Origin of the sequence: Winslowiella toletana (genome assembly GCF_032164335.1) — a bacterium.
Classification (GTDB): Bacteria; Pseudomonadota; Gammaproteobacteria; order Enterobacterales; family Enterobacteriaceae; genus Erwinia; species Erwinia toletana_A.
This window is the reverse complement of record NZ_CP134152.1, coordinates 2,840,209-2,855,611: the sequence shown is the minus strand read 5'-3', so window position 1 is coordinate 2,855,611 and position 15,403 is coordinate 2,840,209. Positions and strand designations below refer to the sequence as shown.

Genomic DNA, 15,403 nt, shown 5'->3' with positions numbered 1-15,403 from the left:
TAGTGCAGCAGATAGCCCGCTCTGTCGCCATGGCGTTCAACAACTTACCACGTCCCCACCGCATCATGCTGGGGTCGCTTACTGTCGTTACACTGGCCGTCGCTGTCTGGCGGCCTTACGTTTATCATCCCGGCGAAAACCCGATCGTTAAGCATATTGAACTGGAAAAAAGCGAGCTGCGTACCTTGCTGCCGGAAGCCAGTGAACCGATCGATCAGCCGACTCCGGCCCCGGAAGAAGATATTCCCAAAGACGAAATCGATGAAGATGTTCAGAATGAGTCGGGCACTCACGATTATACCGTCTCTACAGGCGACACCCTGAGCAGTATCCTTAATCAGTACGGTATTGATATGTCTGATATCAACCAGCTGGCTAAAGCGGATAAAGACCTGCGTAATCTGAAAATCGGCCAGCAAATTTCCTGGACTCTGACTGACGATGGTCAGCTACAGCGTATGACCTGGGAAATGTCGCGCCGTGAAACCCGTACCTATGATCGCTCCGGCAATGGTTTTAAAGCCACCAGCGAAATGCAGCAGGGCGAATGGAAAAACAGCGTGCTCAGCGGCACGGTGAACGGCAGCTTTGTCAGCAGCGCGCGTAAAGCCGGGCTGAGCAGCGGCGAAGCCAGTGCGGTGATCAAGGCAATGCAGTGGCAAATGGATTTCCGCAAACTGCGCAGCGGTGACAAATTCTCGGTATTAATGTCACGCGAAATGATGGATGGCAAAAGTGAACAGAGCCATCTGTTAGGCGTTCGATTGAATACCGGCGGCAAAGACTACTACGCGATTCGTGCCGAAGACGGCAAATTCTACGATCGCAGCGGTTCTGGCCTGGCGCGTGGCTTTATGCGTTTCCCAACCGTTAAGCAGTATCGCGTCTCCTCAAACTTTAATCCACGTCGCCTTAACCCGGTGACCGGCCGTATTGCGCCGCATAAGGGCGTCGATTTTGCCCTTCCGGTCGGCACGCCAGTGCTGGCGGTGGGTGATGGTGAAGTGGTGGTGGCGAAGCGCAGCGGTGGAGCCGGTAACTATGTGGCAATCCGCCACGGTCGTCAGTATATGACGCGCTATATGCACCTGAAAAAACTGCTGGTCAAGCCAGGCGACAAGGTGAAGCGTGGCGATCGTATTGCGCTGTCCGGCAACACGGGGCGTTCAACCGGTCCGCACCTGCATTATGAAATCTGGATTAATAACCAGGCCGTTAACCCACTGACGGCAAAACTGCCGCGCTCTGAAGGACTGACAGGTAAGGATCGCAGAGATTATCTGGCGCAGGTCAAAGAGGTGGTTCCGCAGCTGAGACTGAACTAAGTCCGGCATGCAGTAAAAAACCGACGGCGCGGGCTGTCGGTTTTTTTTCGTCTGTGTTCGGGAATGATTGCAAATTTGCCTGTCAGCACTATCATTAGCCGGTTATTGTTTGAGGCGAGTGCATGGAAAACAGAAAAAAAAGTAGTGTTGAATTTATTCCCGTCTTTCAAAAGGCTTTCCTTAAACCGAAATACTGGGGTGTCTGGCTGGCAATAGGTGCTTGTGCCGGTATGGCGATGCTGCCTGCGCGCGTCCGTGACCCTATTTTAGGTGGGCTGGGGCGCACCGCCGGTAAGTTTGCCCGCAGTGCGCGCCGTCGTGCGCAAATCAATCTGTTTTACTGCCTGCCAGAGCTGCCAGAACAGCAGCGTGAAGCGATTATTGACCAGATGTTTGCGGTGGCGCCGCAGTCGATGGTAATGATGGCCGAGCTGGCGCTGCGCAAGCCAGAACATGTGCGTGACCGCGTTGAGTGGCACGGCAAAGAGATTATTGAGGGCTTGCGTGCTGAACAGCAGAACGTAATTTTCCTCGTGCCACATGGCTGGGCGGTCGATATTCCGGCGATGTTGATGGCGTCAGAAGGCCAGAAAATGGCCGCGATGTTCCACAACCAGCGCAATGAGCTGGTTGATTATATGTGGAATGCAGTACGCCGCCGCTTTGGTGGCCGGATGCATGCCCGTAATGACGGCATCAAGCCGTTTATCAGTTCAGTGCGTCAGGGCTACTGGGGCTACTACTTGCCCGATCAGGATCACGGCGCGGAACACAGTGAATTTGTCGATTTCTTTGCCACCTATAAGGCAACGCTGCCGGCGATAGGCCGTCTGATGAAAGTGTGCCGGGCGAAAGTCGTGCCGCTGTTCCCGGTTTATGACAGCAAAACGCATAAGCTGCATGTGCATATCCGTCCGCCAATGGATGATTTGCTTGAGGCGGATGATAAAACGCTGGCGCGTCGGATGAATGAAGAGGTCGAAATCTTTGTCCGACCAAATCCGGAGCAGTACACCTGGATTCTTAAACTGCTAAAAACCCGTAAAGAGGGTGAGCAGGAGCCGTATCAACGCGACGAGCTTTTCCCGAAGAAATAAGCCAGCGGGGAGTTGTTTGCGGCTGATGCCGGGTGTCGGAAGGTCGGTTTGCTTATCAATCCTGTGCAGATTGATAAGCAAGCTGTTGGCACCAAAGACGCTCAATAGATCGTCCGGAAACCTTACACCTGTTTCCAGTGATGGATGGCGACGTTTTGCGCATCTTTAAAGCCTGAAGAGCGAATACCGGTAATCTCTTTTTTCCAAAGCGGATTTAACGGCACATAGTAGCCCGCATTTTTTGCAACCTGCACCAGCGTTTTTAACTCATCTACGTTTCTTATCACACAGATCTCATCGAACTGATCCAGTGGTTCAGGCAGGGTAAAGGCCGCAGGAAAGTTTGCCTCCATATCCGTCGCAGGATTGCCAGTGTCGGTGCTATGGTGCACTACGGCTTCACCTTTACCGACCAGCCGCTGATTAATTTCGGGGATCATAGTGAGGATGCGTGAAGAAGCATTACCAAACTGTTTATCTTCTGGCTCATAAAACTTACCGGGATGGGTATAAGCTGCCTTTAAGGGTTCGGCAAGGTCTGCAGGGGAAGTTCGATAGTTATCAACTCTGGTCTTGAAAACGACATGTGAGACGTCGTGTAGCGATAACATATCCTGTGCACCGAAATCCTCGGTTAAAGGGGCAATTAAAAAAATGTCGTAATCGGCTGTCAGTGGTTTTTTATTTTCTCCTGGTGGGGCGAGCACTTCAACCGGCATACCTTCATGACTGACCAGGTACATTCCTGGCTCTTTATCAGAGAGGGCTAACTCAAATTTATGTACAACACCTTTTGGCGTGCTGGCTTCTAATTCAACAGGATGACGGCGTGCATCATATTTTACGTTATCGACAACATTATTTTCGATAAGCACATTGAGACGCGCCAGGGTCAATTCTAATGGGATCCGCCGGGCGTAACCTTCGGCCACACAACACGCTACTTGCTGATTAAATTTCCTCAGCTTTTCCTCTGACTGATCGGCCAGCTTACTTAACTCTTGCTTTGCACAGATGAAAGCCGCTTGCGGGCCCCAGTTTGCGCTTTTTCCTTTTATATGGAATCCTTTCGTTGGGTGCCCATTCTCAATCAAATCTGTTGCCATCACATCAACCGGGCGAATACCGATAATACAATTTTTCTCTTGCGCCAGCGTTTGCAATTTAATGAGATGATCTGCCACAACGCCGATCCCTTCCTTTTGGCAGAGTTCCTTAACTTCAGCCAGTCGTTCTTCCTCGTTTTTGGGCTGTGACTCAGCTGAAGATGCCGGGTGTATGGATTCCGCAGACACGGGACGTTGCGAATTTGACACGCTTAATGTCATATATCTCCCTGGTGAAATCGATGTGGCATGTGAAATGGCACAATAATTGACGCAAAAGAAGTCCTTTTCTTTCGGTTTTCCAGGAAAACTACTGTTTATGCATCTTCGGTAATCAGTTTTAGCCGCTTCAACAGCTTACAACGCCACAATCTGGCTGCGCCGCTGGCGTTCGCGCAGAAATCCCCGCACCAGTGCGAACCAAATCAATCCCGCCAGCAGATTAATGCCGCTGAACCACAGATTGCCGCCGGCAAAGTAACCATATTTCGCCAGTTCAATGCCAATGGCGAAAGCGGCAATACTTAACATGCCAATCATCGCCGCTACGCTGCCTTTACCTGCCTCACTGGAAAACAGCGTCAGGCGATAAAGACCCGCATTGACCAGGCCAGAACCAAATGCATACAGGCTCAGACCGGCAATCATCCACAGATAGTCATGACTGTCGATAAACGCACTTAACGCGGCGATAATCAGCCCGAGCAGAATTGGCCATGCACCCAGCCTGAGCGGTTGCTCGAGCGGTACGCGTCCTGCCAGTCGGCCCAGCGTCAAATTACCGACGATCATCGCCAGGAACACCGGCAGTTGCAGCAGCGCATATTGCATGCGGCTGAGGCCCTGGTCATGGATCAAAATCACCGGTGACAACGCAACCCACGCCAGCATCGGGATGCCAAGAATACCGATAGACAGTGCGCCGCCGATCACCTGGCGATCTTTCGCCAGCGCCAGATAACCTTTGCCCATCGATTTCAGTGATACCGAGGCGTTTCGATCTCCGGCGGTCTCCGGCATGCTGCGCCATAGCCCGATCAGCGCGATGGCGGTCACCGCAGCGAACAGATAAAACATATCGCGCCAGCCACCCACGCTGAGGAACGCCGCGCCCGCCACCGGTCCGGCCAGCGGAGCCAGCAGCGCCACGTTGGCCATCAGCGCGGTGATTTTCACACTCAGCGCTTCATCAAATGCCTCAAGCACGGCGGCATAGCCTACTGCGCCAATAAAGCACAGGCTGATGCCCTGAATAAAGCGCACGGCGACAAATTGTTCAATGCTCTGCACCCAGTGCATCACCAGGCAGGAAAGCATAAAGAACGCCACGCCAAACAGCATGACCGGACGGCGGCCAAATTTATCTGACAGCGGGCCCAGCAGCCATTGCAGCAATACACCGCCCACCAGATAGCCGGTCAGTGAAGCGGAGACCCATTCCGGTCCGACATTAAATTCGCCGGTAACCAGCAGCATACCCGGCTGAATCATATCGTGGGCGATATAGGTCGCGAACTCGAACAGCACCAACGAGAAGGGGAAGATCAGGTGACGAAAAGTCAATTTTGATACCGGGGTGTACGACGCCATCCAGGCTCCTTGTTTCCAGTAAACGTAAAAACGCGACCGCCAGTGCGGTCGCGCTAAAGATAAACTCTGTAAACAGCGGTTTACTGAGGTTTTACTTATCAGCAAATCGGGCGATTGGGTTAATCAACGTTCCGGCAAATTTCAGATTTTCTGCCGGATCGGACAGGTTAATCATCTGCTGGTTATTGGCCAGTTGCAGACGGTTGAGACAGGAGAGCTCGAACTCCGGTACAAACAGATCGTAGCGGGCAAACTTGCTGGCCAACTGCGGGTGCGCCTGTTGATACTGTTTTACGCAATCCGCGACGCAGCGCCAGAAGGTCTCTTCCGGCAGCGTGTTATCCTGCGCCAGAATAGCGCCAATAAAGCGGAAGATACAGTCAAACACATCAGTGAAGATAGACAGCAGCTTCAGATTTTCCGGCACGTCTACCGCCAGGCGCTGGGCTTTTTCTGGCAGCACAGCATCCGGATTCAGTACGGCAATCTCTTCACCAATATCTTTCATATAGGCGCTGACGGGCAGATTATTTTCCAGCAACAGAATCAGGTTTTCGCCGTGCGGCATAAACACCAGATCATGCTGATAAAAGCAGTGCAGCAGCGGGCTTAAGTAGCAGCGCAGATAAGCGTTCACCCAGCTTTCGGCGCTGACGCCGGAGTCGGCAATTAACGCGGGCAGCAGCGCTTGCTGATGATGATCGATATGCAGCAGCGACGCCATGGTCATCAGGCGCTGATTAGGTTGTAGTGCAGCTACCGGGTTATCACGCCACAGCGCAGCAAACATCTTCTTGTAAGCGGAGTCGCCGCTGATCGCCTGTTCATAGTAGCGATTATGGTAGCCGATGGCCGCCACTTCACGCAGGATGCGAAAATCGCACTGCTGAAGCCAGCTGTCGTTTTTCACCAGGCCTTCCAGCCACTGGTTTACCGCCGGAGTGGTGGCCATGTAATAAGGTGACAGACCGCGCATAAAGCCCATATTCAGTACCGACAAGGCCGTTTTCACATAGCGCTTATTCGGCTGACTGCGGTTAAAGAAAGTACGGATCGATTGCTGTGCCTGATACTGATCGTCGCCGGTGCCGAGATAAATAATGTCGCGCGCGGCGATATCCGGTGCAAATACCGTCAGCAGCTTATTCTGCCACTGCCACGGGTGCACCGGCATAAACAGATACTGTTGGCGATCGACGCCGATTTCATCCAGACGGGCGTTGAAAGCGTTGATGGTCGCTTCACCCAGCTCATCACGCATCAGCTGTTGGTAGTTAAGCTCATCAAGGCTGGAAAAGTGCGCATTACGCAGATTTACCGCGACCCATATCAGGTTAACCGGCGTGGCGGCTTCCGGCGCGTAGGCGAGATAGTCGCGGGCATCAAAACCGATGCGGCCATTATTGGCGACGAAGCACGGATGGCCTTCGGTCATTGCGGCTTCCACCGTCTGGAAGTCGGCTTTGGTCAGCGCTTTGCTGTCCGGGTTATTGTTTTGCAGTTTAAACACGCTGCTGCACAGCGTGCTGGTGATCTCTTCCATGTAGGTCGCCAGCATCGCTGAAGGAATGCCAATCTGCTGACTGAATTCGACGATAAAGCTAAGCGCATCCAGCCTCAGCGGTTCGCCATTCTGATGCTTGATCAGCGAGTCGAGGTCGATCGACCAGTGATCCAGCGCCATGCGCGTCGCGCAGAACTGATATTCCGCTTCGGCACCCGGCACCGCCAGGCTGTAACGGTCAAGTTTACCGGCTGACGCCACTTTTTTTGGTTCAATCAGTTTTTCATGGGCGAACTCGGCAATCGCCTTGCGGATTAACAGGCGGTTTGCCAGCGTCCAGTTGTCGCTGGCCAGATGGCTGCCGGTCAGCAGCGTTGAGCTGTTATTCATAGTTAAAGATTCCTGCAATAAAGCTTTTTGATAGTCATCGCGCTGACAGAACGCCAGCCAGGCGGTTTTATGGCCCATATCGATGGTGTGCTGATAGCGAAAGCCCGCACGTTTATTCAGCGGATGGATTTTGTGGTTGCGCACATCCGGTTCTACCACCACCCGGCCGACCTGCGGCAGGCTGAACATGTAATCCATTACCGTGCTGAACACCTGCCAGCTAAACTGTTTCAGCGGTTTCTCTGCCGGGGCGATCAGGATGTGCATGCCGTAATCATCATCGCGTGCCGGATAGAACTGACCGACCTGGTCCTGCTGCGCCTGGTAGAACTCCATCAGAAAGACCGGCTGCTGATTGCAACAGCCAATCAATGCCGCGTTGGGGTTATCGCGCGTCAGTTCACGATAGAAACCCGCGACCGTCTCGAAAGAATCATCCTGCATGCCCCAGAAACGCGCATAATCCTGCGTCACCCAGCGGTAAACCCGTTCGGCATCCTCTGCCTGCATTGGACGCAGGGTGAACTGGCCCGCCGGACGGGTAGCGCGCCAGAGAGTGTTATCGCTCACTGCGCACCTCCGATTGAGCCGGAAAAGTCTGGAAAGCAATCTGGCGCTCGACCGGATAGATCTCACGTCCGGTAATTTCGCGAATCAGCACCGAGTTGCGATAGCAGGCCATGCCTAAGTCCGGCGTGACAAAGCCGTGGGTGTGCAGTTCGGCGTTCTGTACAAACACCTGGTTATGCTGATCGATGCTGTAGTTACGCTGCACGTCATAGCGGCCTTTCTCATCCCAGCGCAGGCGATCGGCAATGCCTTCGACGAACATCGGTGGCTGGTACTGATAACCGGTCGCCATCACCAGCCCTTCACTGCGGCGGACAAAGTCGACATCCTGCTCCTGCTGATGCAGCGCCAGCTCAAATTCACCGCTCGGCAGCCAGCGCATATCGTTCAGTTCAGCGTGGGTAAACAGATTGACGTTAAGATCGCCATCCAGCTGTTTCACATACAGCAGGTCATAAATGTCGTTGATCAGACAGCTGTTAATCCCTTTATACAGATTCTTATGTTTAGCATTCAGCTCATCCCGCTTGCTGGCGGGCAGGGCATGGAAATAGTCAATCCACTCCGGCGAGGTCATCTCCAGCGTCAGCTTGGTGTACTCCAGCGGATAGAAGCGCGGTGCACGGGTTATCCAGTTCAGCTGATAATGATGCGTGTCGATATCACATAGCAGGTCGTAGAAGATCTCGGCGGCGCTCTGGCCGCTGCCCAGCACGGTGATCGAGTTTTTCTGCTGTAACGCCGCTTTGTCTGCCAGATACTCACTGGAGTGCGTCAGGCGCTGACGATGCGGGCGGCTGCATGGCGGCATCCACGCGCTCGGGCCGGTGCCCAACACCAGTTTGCGTGCCAGCCAGCTTTGCGTTTCGCCGGTCTGCGTTGAGACGCTGCGCAGGCGATAACATTGCAGCTGCTCGTCATAGCTGACGTAGTCAACCCGGGTATTCCAGTGCAGATTATCCAGTTGGGCGCTGGCCCACTGGCAGTACTGGTTATACTCCTTGCGCATCAGGAAGAAGTCTTCACGGATATAAAAACGATACAGCTTGCCGGTTTGCTTCATATAGTTAAGCAGGCTGAAGCGGCTGGTCGGGTCGGCCAGCGTCACCAGGTCGGCCATAAATGGCGTTTGCAGATGCGCGCTTTCCAGCATCATGCCGGTGTGCCAGTCAAATCCGCTATTCTGATCGAGGAATACGCCGTCCACGCCTTCAATTGGATCTGTCAGGCAGGCCAGGCCGAGGTTAAACGGGCCGATGCCAATACCGATAAAATCATAAATCTTGTCATTCATGGTTTTGCTCTCACTGATTAACCGCGCTCAGGCTCTGACTTCGCGCCAGTTCACGTCCGTAATGTGCGACCAGCGCAATAATGTCTTCCAGGTCTGCTGAGGTGGTGGCCGGATTCAGCAGGGTAAACTTCAGATACTGGCGGCCATTCACTTTGGTGCCAGCCACTACCGCGTTACCGGAGCGGAACAGCGATTTTCGGATCTGCGCATTGATCTCATCGACCACCGCATCGCTGACGCCAGGGCGTGGTAAATAGCGGAAGATCTGGGTCGTCAGCTCTGGCTGATGCAGCACGTCAATAGACGGGTGGGCTGTCAGTAGCTGATGTGCGGTGCGGGTCAGGTCAAGCAGCGTATCGAAGGCTTCGCCCAGTGCATCCGGCCCCATAATGCGCAGCGTCATCCACATTTTCAGCGCATCGAAACGTCGGGTGGTCTGAATGCTTTTATTGACCAGATTTGGCGTGCCTTCCTGCTGCGCACTGAGCGGATTCAGATAATCGGCATGCACCGTAACGTGGCTAAGGTGCTGACGGTCGCGGACAAAGAACGCGCCACAGCTGACGGTCTGGAAGAACGATTTATGGTAATCAACCGTGACTGAATCAGCCTGTTCAATGCCGTTCAGGCGCTGACGGTGCTGCGGTGAAACCAGCAGGCCGCAGCCGTAAGCGGCATCAACATGCATCCATAAACCGTAATGCTGGCAGAGCGTCGCCACCGAGCTAAGCGGATCAATGCTGCCAAAATCGGTCGTGCCGCTGGTGGCAACGACCGCAATCGGAATCAGCCCTTGCTGGTGGCAGCGCTGGATTTCCTGCTCCAGCAGCGTGGCGTCCATGCGGTAGTGCTCATCGTGATCGATGGCAATCACCGCGTCGTAACCGAGGCCGAGAATCGCCGTCGATTTTTGAATGCTGAAGTGGCTCAGTTTTGAGGTGAAAATACGCCACTTACTGGCTTCCGGCGGCAGGCCTTTCTGCTTAATCAAATGGCCCGGGCGATGTTTAGCACACCAGCTGTCGCGGGCCAGCAGCATTGCCATCAGATTTGACTGGGTACCACCGCTGGTAAAGATACCGTCTGAACTGGCGGGCAGGCCGATACGGCTTAACGTCCAGTCGATGACTTTCTGTTCAATTAAGGTGCCGCCCGCGCTCTGATCCCAGGTATCGACCGAGCTGTTTACCGCGCTCATAATCTGCTCTGCCAGCAGTGAAGGCAGTACCACCGGGCAGTTCAGATGGGCAATATATTTCGGATGATGGAAGTAGACCGCATCGCGCAGATAGAGCTGCGACAGCTCTTCCAGAGCCGCGTCGCTGTTCAGCAGCGGGGCATTAAGGTCGACAGCGTTAAACGCCGGTGCCAGCTCATGGGGAAGAATACCGCTAAAAGGTTTTTCGACCTGCTGAATGGTGTTGTTGATTAATTGCAGCGCCGTCAGCGTTTGTTGCGAATATGCATCAAGCTGGGCGGCATTAAACAGCATATCACCAGCCGCCTCATCGGGGTGTTGTTGAAACTGTGAGGCAGTGAGCGCTGCTTGAGAACCAAAGACCATACCCTGTACCTTTTTTTGGACGTAAGAAACCCTGCCGCCATAGCAACATGACAGCCGTTTACCCTGCGATGTCAGAAGACATCAGTTAAATGCTATTTAAGAATTATCAGAAACACACTTGTTCGATTAATGCGCTAAAACAGCGTCAGAAGTCGATAGTGCGCGATAATCACTCATTTCATAAGGTTAAATCACTATATGTTACCCGGATGTTACCTTTTATTGGTGTGAATGAGATTATAAATAGTAATCATTAGCATTCAATGAGTTTATTCTTACATGAAAGTGTTAAGCTTTATTGATGTTAAATTTGTGATGCAGATCACATTTTTGTGCCGGGGAAACCAGAGTGACTATCGGGCTATTGGTGGCGGGTGGAGGATATTTCAGCAGGGAAGGGCAAAAAATTGGGCTGCAAGGGCAGCCCAATCGGTTACGGCAGAAATTATTCGACGCGTAACACGCGGCTGGTATTGGTAGTACCGACGGTACTCATCACGTCACCCTGAGTGACGATAACCAGATCGCCGGAAACGAGGAAGCCTTTATCACGCAGCAGGTTAATGGCATCGTTAGCCGCTGCCACGCCGTCATTATTACTGTCGAAGTAAACCGGCGTAACGCCACGATACAGCGCCGTCAGGTTCAGCGTACGCTCATGACGTGACATGGCGAAAATTGGCAGGCCAGACGTAATACGTGATGTCATCAGCGCGGTGCGGCCAGATTCGGTCATGGTGATAATCGCCGTCACCCCTTGCAGATGGTTAGCAGCGTACATGGCCGACATGGCAATCGCCTCTTCGATATTATCGAACTGTACTTCAAGGCGGTGTTTGGATACGTTGATGCTCGGGATCTTTTCCGCACCCAGACAAACTTTCGCCATCGCTGAAACGGTTTCCGCCGGATACTGACCGGCGGCGGTTTCGGCAGAAAGCATTACCGCATCCGTACCATCCAGCACTGCGTTCGCCACGTCCATCACTTCTGCGCGGGTTGGCATTGGATTCGTGATCATCGATTCCATCATCTGGGTGGCAGTGATAACGGAACGATTAAGCTGACGCGCACGACGGATCAGTGCTTTCTGAATACCGACCAGTTCAGGATCGCCAATTTCGACGCCCAGATCGCCACGCGCCACCATCACAACGTCTGAGGCAAGAATAATATCATCCATTGCGGCCTGGGTGGCCACCGCTTCTGCACGCTCGACTTTTGAAACGATCATCGCGTCGCAGCCAGCTTCACGTGCCAGTCGACGTGCGTAGTGCAGGTCTTCGCCGCAGCGCGGGAAAGAGACGGCCAGATAGTCGACGCCGATTTTAGCTGCGGTCAGAATATCAGCCTTGTCTTTTTCGGTCAGCGCTTCTGCCGACAGGCCACCGCCAAGTTTATTAATGCCTTTGTTATTGGAAAGTGGCCCCCCGACGGTGACTTCGGTGAACACTTTCATGCCCTGAACTTCCAGTACTTTTAGCTGTACGCGCCCGTCGTCGAGCAGCAGCACATCGCCAGGCACCACATCTTCCGGCAGGCCTTTATAATCAATGCCGACTTTTTCTCTGTCGCCTTCGCCTTTGCTCAGGTTGGCATCCAGCAGGAAGCGATCGCCGAGATTAAGGAAAACTTTGCCTTCTTTAAAGGTAGAAACTCGAATTTTCGGACCTTGCAGATCGCCGAGGATCGCCACGTGACGGCCAAGTTTTTTTGCAATTTCGCGGGTTTTATCGGCACGAAGCTGATGATCTTCAGGCGTACCGTGCGAGAAGTTAAGACGAACAACGTTAGCGCCAGCAGCGATGATCTTTTCAAGGTTGTTATCGCGATCGGTTGCCGGGCCTAAGGTAGTTACAATCTTGGTTCTTCTGAGACGTCTTGACATGTAGGACTCCGTTGACTTGTAAACGTGGTGTTGCCATAGCAATCACGGGTTCATCTGTTCTGGTTATAACATTTATATAACAAGGGGCATACCTGGTCGACCCCCTGATTTTAATAGTAGTTGAATGCTAGCGCGGAAAGAGCGAGGTTGCCGCGTCCTTATCTAACCGCGATTCTTTCAAACCTTCTTTGACGCGCTTCAGGTTATCTCTGAATTTTGGTCCCCGACGTAAAGTAAAACCGGTTGCCAGCACATCGATCACGGTTAATTGCGCCAGGCGCGAGACCATTGGCATGTAAATGTCGGTATCTTCAGGCACATCGAGGGTCAGCGCCAGTGAAGCCTCAAGCGCCAGCGGAGAGCCGGGTGAGGTAATTGCCAGCACGGTGCCGTCATTTTCGCGTGCCAGACGTGCCAGTTCGATTAAATTTTTGGTGCGGCCAGTGTGCGAAATCAGCACGATCACGTCACCTTCTGCGCTGTTCATGCAACTCATGCGCTGCATCACAATATCATCGGAATAGATGACAGGAACATTGAAGCGGAAAAATTTATTCATCGCATCATGAGCCACCGCCGCCGAGGCGCCGAGGCCAAAAAAGGCGATTTTCTTTGCCTGGGTCAGCAGGTCGACCGCACGGTTGACCACGCTGATATCAAGATGCTGGCGTACCTGGTCCAGACCGGCCATCGCCGATTCAAAAATCTTGCCGGTATAACAGTCGACATTGTCATTTTCATCAATGTTACGGCTGACATACGGCGTGCCGGTGACCAGACTTTGGGCCAGTTGCAGTTTAAAATCGGGGAACCCTTTGGTTTCCAGCCGGTGACAAAAGCGATTAACCGTAGGCTCACTGACTTCCGCTGCACGCGCCAGCAAGGCGATGCTGGAGTGCATGGCGGTTTGTGGCGCGGCGAGGATCACCTCAGCAACTTTGCGTTCAGATTTGCTAAGGTATTCAACAGAAGTCTGAATTTTTTCCAGCATATTCATCGGGGGATAACCACTCATCAATTCTGACGATTTCATTCAAAGGAGAAATCGATGTCATTTTGTAGAGAATATACAATGCCATAACGGATGACAGGCAGAGCCAGACGGCCAATCTTTACATTTTTTATCAGAGTATGAGCTGGGTCTGATTTTCATAATGGTAAAACGGTAACAAAAAAGTCGAAAAATTACGCACAAACTGACCTATTGCTGATTTAAACAGCCAGTAAATTGGACATTGGCAAATACATTGGCCTGGCAGACGCCGCGCAGGTTTACGCGCCATAGCCAAAGAAGTACATTGTATTGAAAGAAAATTACAATTAAGAGTCTGACTGATTACGGAATCCGCAAGTCAGATTCATCCGGAAACGAGGAGATTAAAATGGCGGTAACACAAACAGCCCAGGCATGCGATCTGGTTATTTTCGGTGCCAAGGGCGATCTTGCACGCCGGAAACTGTTGCCTTCACTGTATCAACTGGAAAAAGCCGGTCAGATCCATGAAGACTCGCGCATTATCGGTGTTGGCCGTGCAGACTGGGATAAAGCTGCTTATACCAAAGTCACGCGTGAAGCGCTGGAAACCTTCATGAAAGAGAAAATCGATGAGGCACTTTGGGATAAGCTCAGCAACCGCCTCGATTTTTGTAACCTCGACGTAAATGAGACTTCACACTTCCCGAAATTGGGCAAGATGCTGGATCAGAAAAAACGCGTGACGATTAACTATTTCGCGATGCCGCCAAGCACCTTTGGCGCCATCTGTAAAGGTCTGGGCCAGGCGAAGCTGAATGCGATGCCGGCACGCGTGGTGATGGAGAAGCCGCTGGGCACCTCACTGGAGACCTCACGCGAAATTAACGACCAGGTTGGCGAGTATTTCGAAGAGAGCCAGGTGTTCCGTATCGACCACTATCTGGGTAAAGAGACGGTACTGAACCTGCTGGCGCTGCGTTTTGCTAACTCGCTGTTTGCCTCCAACTGGGACAACCGCACGATTGACCACGTGCAGATTACCGTTGCAGAAGAAGTAGGTATCGAAGGCCGCTGGGGTTACTTCGACCAGGCGGGTCAGATGCGCGATATGATTCAGAACCACCTGCTGCAGATTCTGACCATGATTGCCATGTCGCCACCGGCAGACCTCTCTGCTGACCGAATCCGCGACGAAAAAGTTAAAGTGCTGCGCTCGCTGCGCCGTATCGACCACACTAACGTGCGTGAAAAAACCGTGCGTGGTCAGTACACCGCTGGTTTTGTGCAGGGCAAAAAAGTGCCGGGCTACCTCGAAGAAGAGGGCGCAAACAAATCCAGCCATACCGAATCTTTTGTCTCGATCCGGGTGGATATTGATGACTGGCGCTGGGCGGGTGTGCCGTTCTACCTGCGTACCGGTAAACGTCTGCCAACCAAATGTTCTGAAGTGGTGGTCTACTTCAAGAACCCGGCGCTGAACCTGTTTAAAGAGTCCTGGCAAGAGCTGCCGCAGAATAAACTGACTATCCGCTTGCAGCCAGATGAAGGCGTGGATATTCAGATTCTGAATAAAGTGCCGGGTCTCGATCATAAACATAACCTGCAAACCACCAAGCTGGATCTAAGCTACTCCGAAACCTTTAACCAGTCGCATCTGGCCGATGCTTATGAGCGTTTGCTGCTGGAAACCATGCGCGGCATCCAGGCGCTGTTTGTGCGCCGCGATGAAGTGGAAGAGGCGTGGAAGTGGGTTGACTCCATCATGGATGCCTGGGCTGCGGATAACGAAGCGCCTAAGCCTTATCAGGCAGGTACCTGGGGCCCCGTCGCCTCCGTAGCGATGATTACCCGTGATGGCCGCTCCTGGAATGAGTTCGAGTAATTAATCGTTAATAATCAAACCCGCTTCGGCGGGTTTTTTTGTCGGTGTTGTCGGGGATTTGAAAAAATGAACCGCAGTTTTAAAAATCACCTGATGGCATGGACGCCGTTCAGCTAAATCATGTATGGTAGATGCGCTATCACTTTCCTGACGCCGGATGCGCGTCACTTTCGCCCGCTGTCGCCACCGGAAAAGGCAGCAGGCTCGACCGGAGAAC

Annotated in this window: 10 protein-coding genes; 3 read left to right on the top strand and 7 right to left on the bottom strand. The window is 52.8% G+C overall.

The features are described 5' to 3' along the window. The first annotated feature begins 2 nt into the window (after positions 1-2). Complete coding sequence (gene mepM, locus RIN69_RS13300; protein WP_313852363.1) at positions 3-1,325, top strand: murein DD-endopeptidase MepM; 1,323 nt, start codon at positions 3-5, stop codon at positions 1,323-1,325. Positions 1,326-1,447: 122 nt separating this feature from the next. Then, the gene (gene lpxM / locus RIN69_RS13295; protein ID WP_313852361.1) at positions 1,448-2,422 is read left to right on the top strand and encodes a lauroyl-Kdo(2)-lipid IV(A) myristoyltransferase; all 975 of its coding nucleotides are present in this window, start codon (positions 1,448-1,450) and stop codon (positions 2,420-2,422) included. 122 nt (positions 2,423-2,544) lie between these two features. Here lpxM and RIN69_RS13290 read toward each other — a convergent pair whose 3' ends face one another. The 7 genes from RIN69_RS13290 to RIN69_RS13260 all read right to left on the bottom strand — a co-directional run bounded on the left by RIN69_RS13290 (position 2,545) and on the right by RIN69_RS13260 (position 13,325). Then, on the bottom strand, positions 2,545-3,750 hold the full coding sequence (locus tag RIN69_RS13290) for an anthrax toxin-like adenylyl cyclase domain-containing protein (protein WP_313852360.1): 1,206 nt from the start codon (positions 3,748-3,750) through the stop codon (positions 2,545-2,547). 135 nt (positions 3,751-3,885) lie between these two features. Further along, entirely contained in the window at positions 3,886-5,118 is a 1,233-nt protein-coding gene (locus RIN69_RS13285; RefSeq protein WP_313852359.1) for an MFS transporter, read from the bottom strand. A 91-nt stretch (positions 5,119-5,209) separates the two neighbouring features. Then, positions 5,210-7,522 carry a GNAT family N-acetyltransferase gene (locus RIN69_RS13280; protein WP_390902542.1) on the bottom strand — a complete coding sequence of 771 codons (2,313 nt, stop codon included), beginning with the start codon at positions 7,520-7,522 and terminating at the stop codon, positions 5,210-5,212. A gap of 49 nt (positions 7,523-7,571) precedes the next feature. After that, positions 7,572-8,876, bottom strand: a complete 1,305-nt coding sequence (locus tag RIN69_RS13275) for a lysine N(6)-hydroxylase/L-ornithine N(5)-oxygenase family protein (protein ID WP_313852357.1) — start codon at positions 8,874-8,876, stop codon at positions 7,572-7,574. Positions 8,877-8,886: 10 nt separating this feature from the next. After that, entirely contained in the window at positions 8,887-10,440 is a 1,554-nt protein-coding gene (locus RIN69_RS13270; protein WP_313852356.1) for a pyridoxal phosphate-dependent decarboxylase family protein, read from the bottom strand. A 445-nt stretch (positions 10,441-10,885) separates the two neighbouring features. Continuing rightward, a complete protein-coding gene (pyk, locus tag RIN69_RS13265) occupies positions 10,886-12,328 on the bottom strand; it encodes a pyruvate kinase (RefSeq protein ID WP_313852355.1) in 1,443 nt (480 codons plus the stop codon). Between the two features lie 127 nt (positions 12,329-12,455). Continuing rightward, the gene (locus tag RIN69_RS13260) at positions 12,456-13,325 is read right to left on the bottom strand and encodes a MurR/RpiR family transcriptional regulator (protein WP_313857741.1); all 870 of its coding nucleotides are present in this window, start codon (positions 13,323-13,325) and stop codon (positions 12,456-12,458) included. A 385-nt stretch (positions 13,326-13,710) separates the two neighbouring features. On the opposite strand from RIN69_RS13260, the gene zwf reads away from it, so the two are divergent. Then, positions 13,711-15,186, top strand: coding sequence for a glucose-6-phosphate dehydrogenase (gene zwf / locus RIN69_RS13255; RefSeq protein WP_313852354.1), 1,476 nt, complete (start codon positions 13,711-13,713; stop codon positions 15,184-15,186). The last annotated feature ends 217 nt before the right edge of the window (positions 15,187-15,403 follow it).

Excerpts from the sequence above, each read along its gene's own strand:
- lpxM (WP_313852361.1), top strand. The coding sequence starts at position 1,448 with ATGGAAAACAGAAAAAAAAGTAGTGTTGAATTTATTCCCGTCTTTCAA.
- RIN69_RS13290 (WP_313852360.1), bottom strand. The coding sequence starts at position 3,750 with ATGACATTAAGCGTGTCAAATTCGCAACGTCCCGTGTCTGCGGAATCC.
- RIN69_RS13285 (WP_313852359.1), bottom strand. The coding sequence starts at position 5,118 with ATGGCGTCGTACACCCCGGTATCAAAATTGACTTTTCGTCACCTGATC.
- RIN69_RS13280 (WP_390902542.1), bottom strand. The coding sequence starts at position 7,522 with ATGCAGGCAGAGGATGCCGAACGGGTTTACCGCTGGGTGACGCAGGAT.
- RIN69_RS13275 (WP_313852357.1), bottom strand. The coding sequence starts at position 8,876 with ATGAATGACAAGATTTATGATTTTATCGGTATTGGCATCGGCCCGTTT.
- RIN69_RS13270 (WP_313852356.1), bottom strand. The coding sequence starts at position 10,440 with ATGGTCTTTGGTTCTCAAGCAGCGCTCACTGCCTCACAGTTTCAACAA.
- pyk (WP_313852355.1), bottom strand. The coding sequence starts at position 12,328 with ATGTCAAGACGTCTCAGAAGAACCAAGATTGTAACTACCTTAGGCCCG.
- RIN69_RS13260 (WP_313857741.1), bottom strand. The coding sequence starts at position 13,325 with ATGAATATGCTGGAAAAAATTCAGACTTCTGTTGAATACCTTAGCAAA.
- zwf (WP_313852354.1), top strand. The coding sequence starts at position 13,711 with ATGGCGGTAACACAAACAGCCCAGGCATGCGATCTGGTTATTTTCGGT.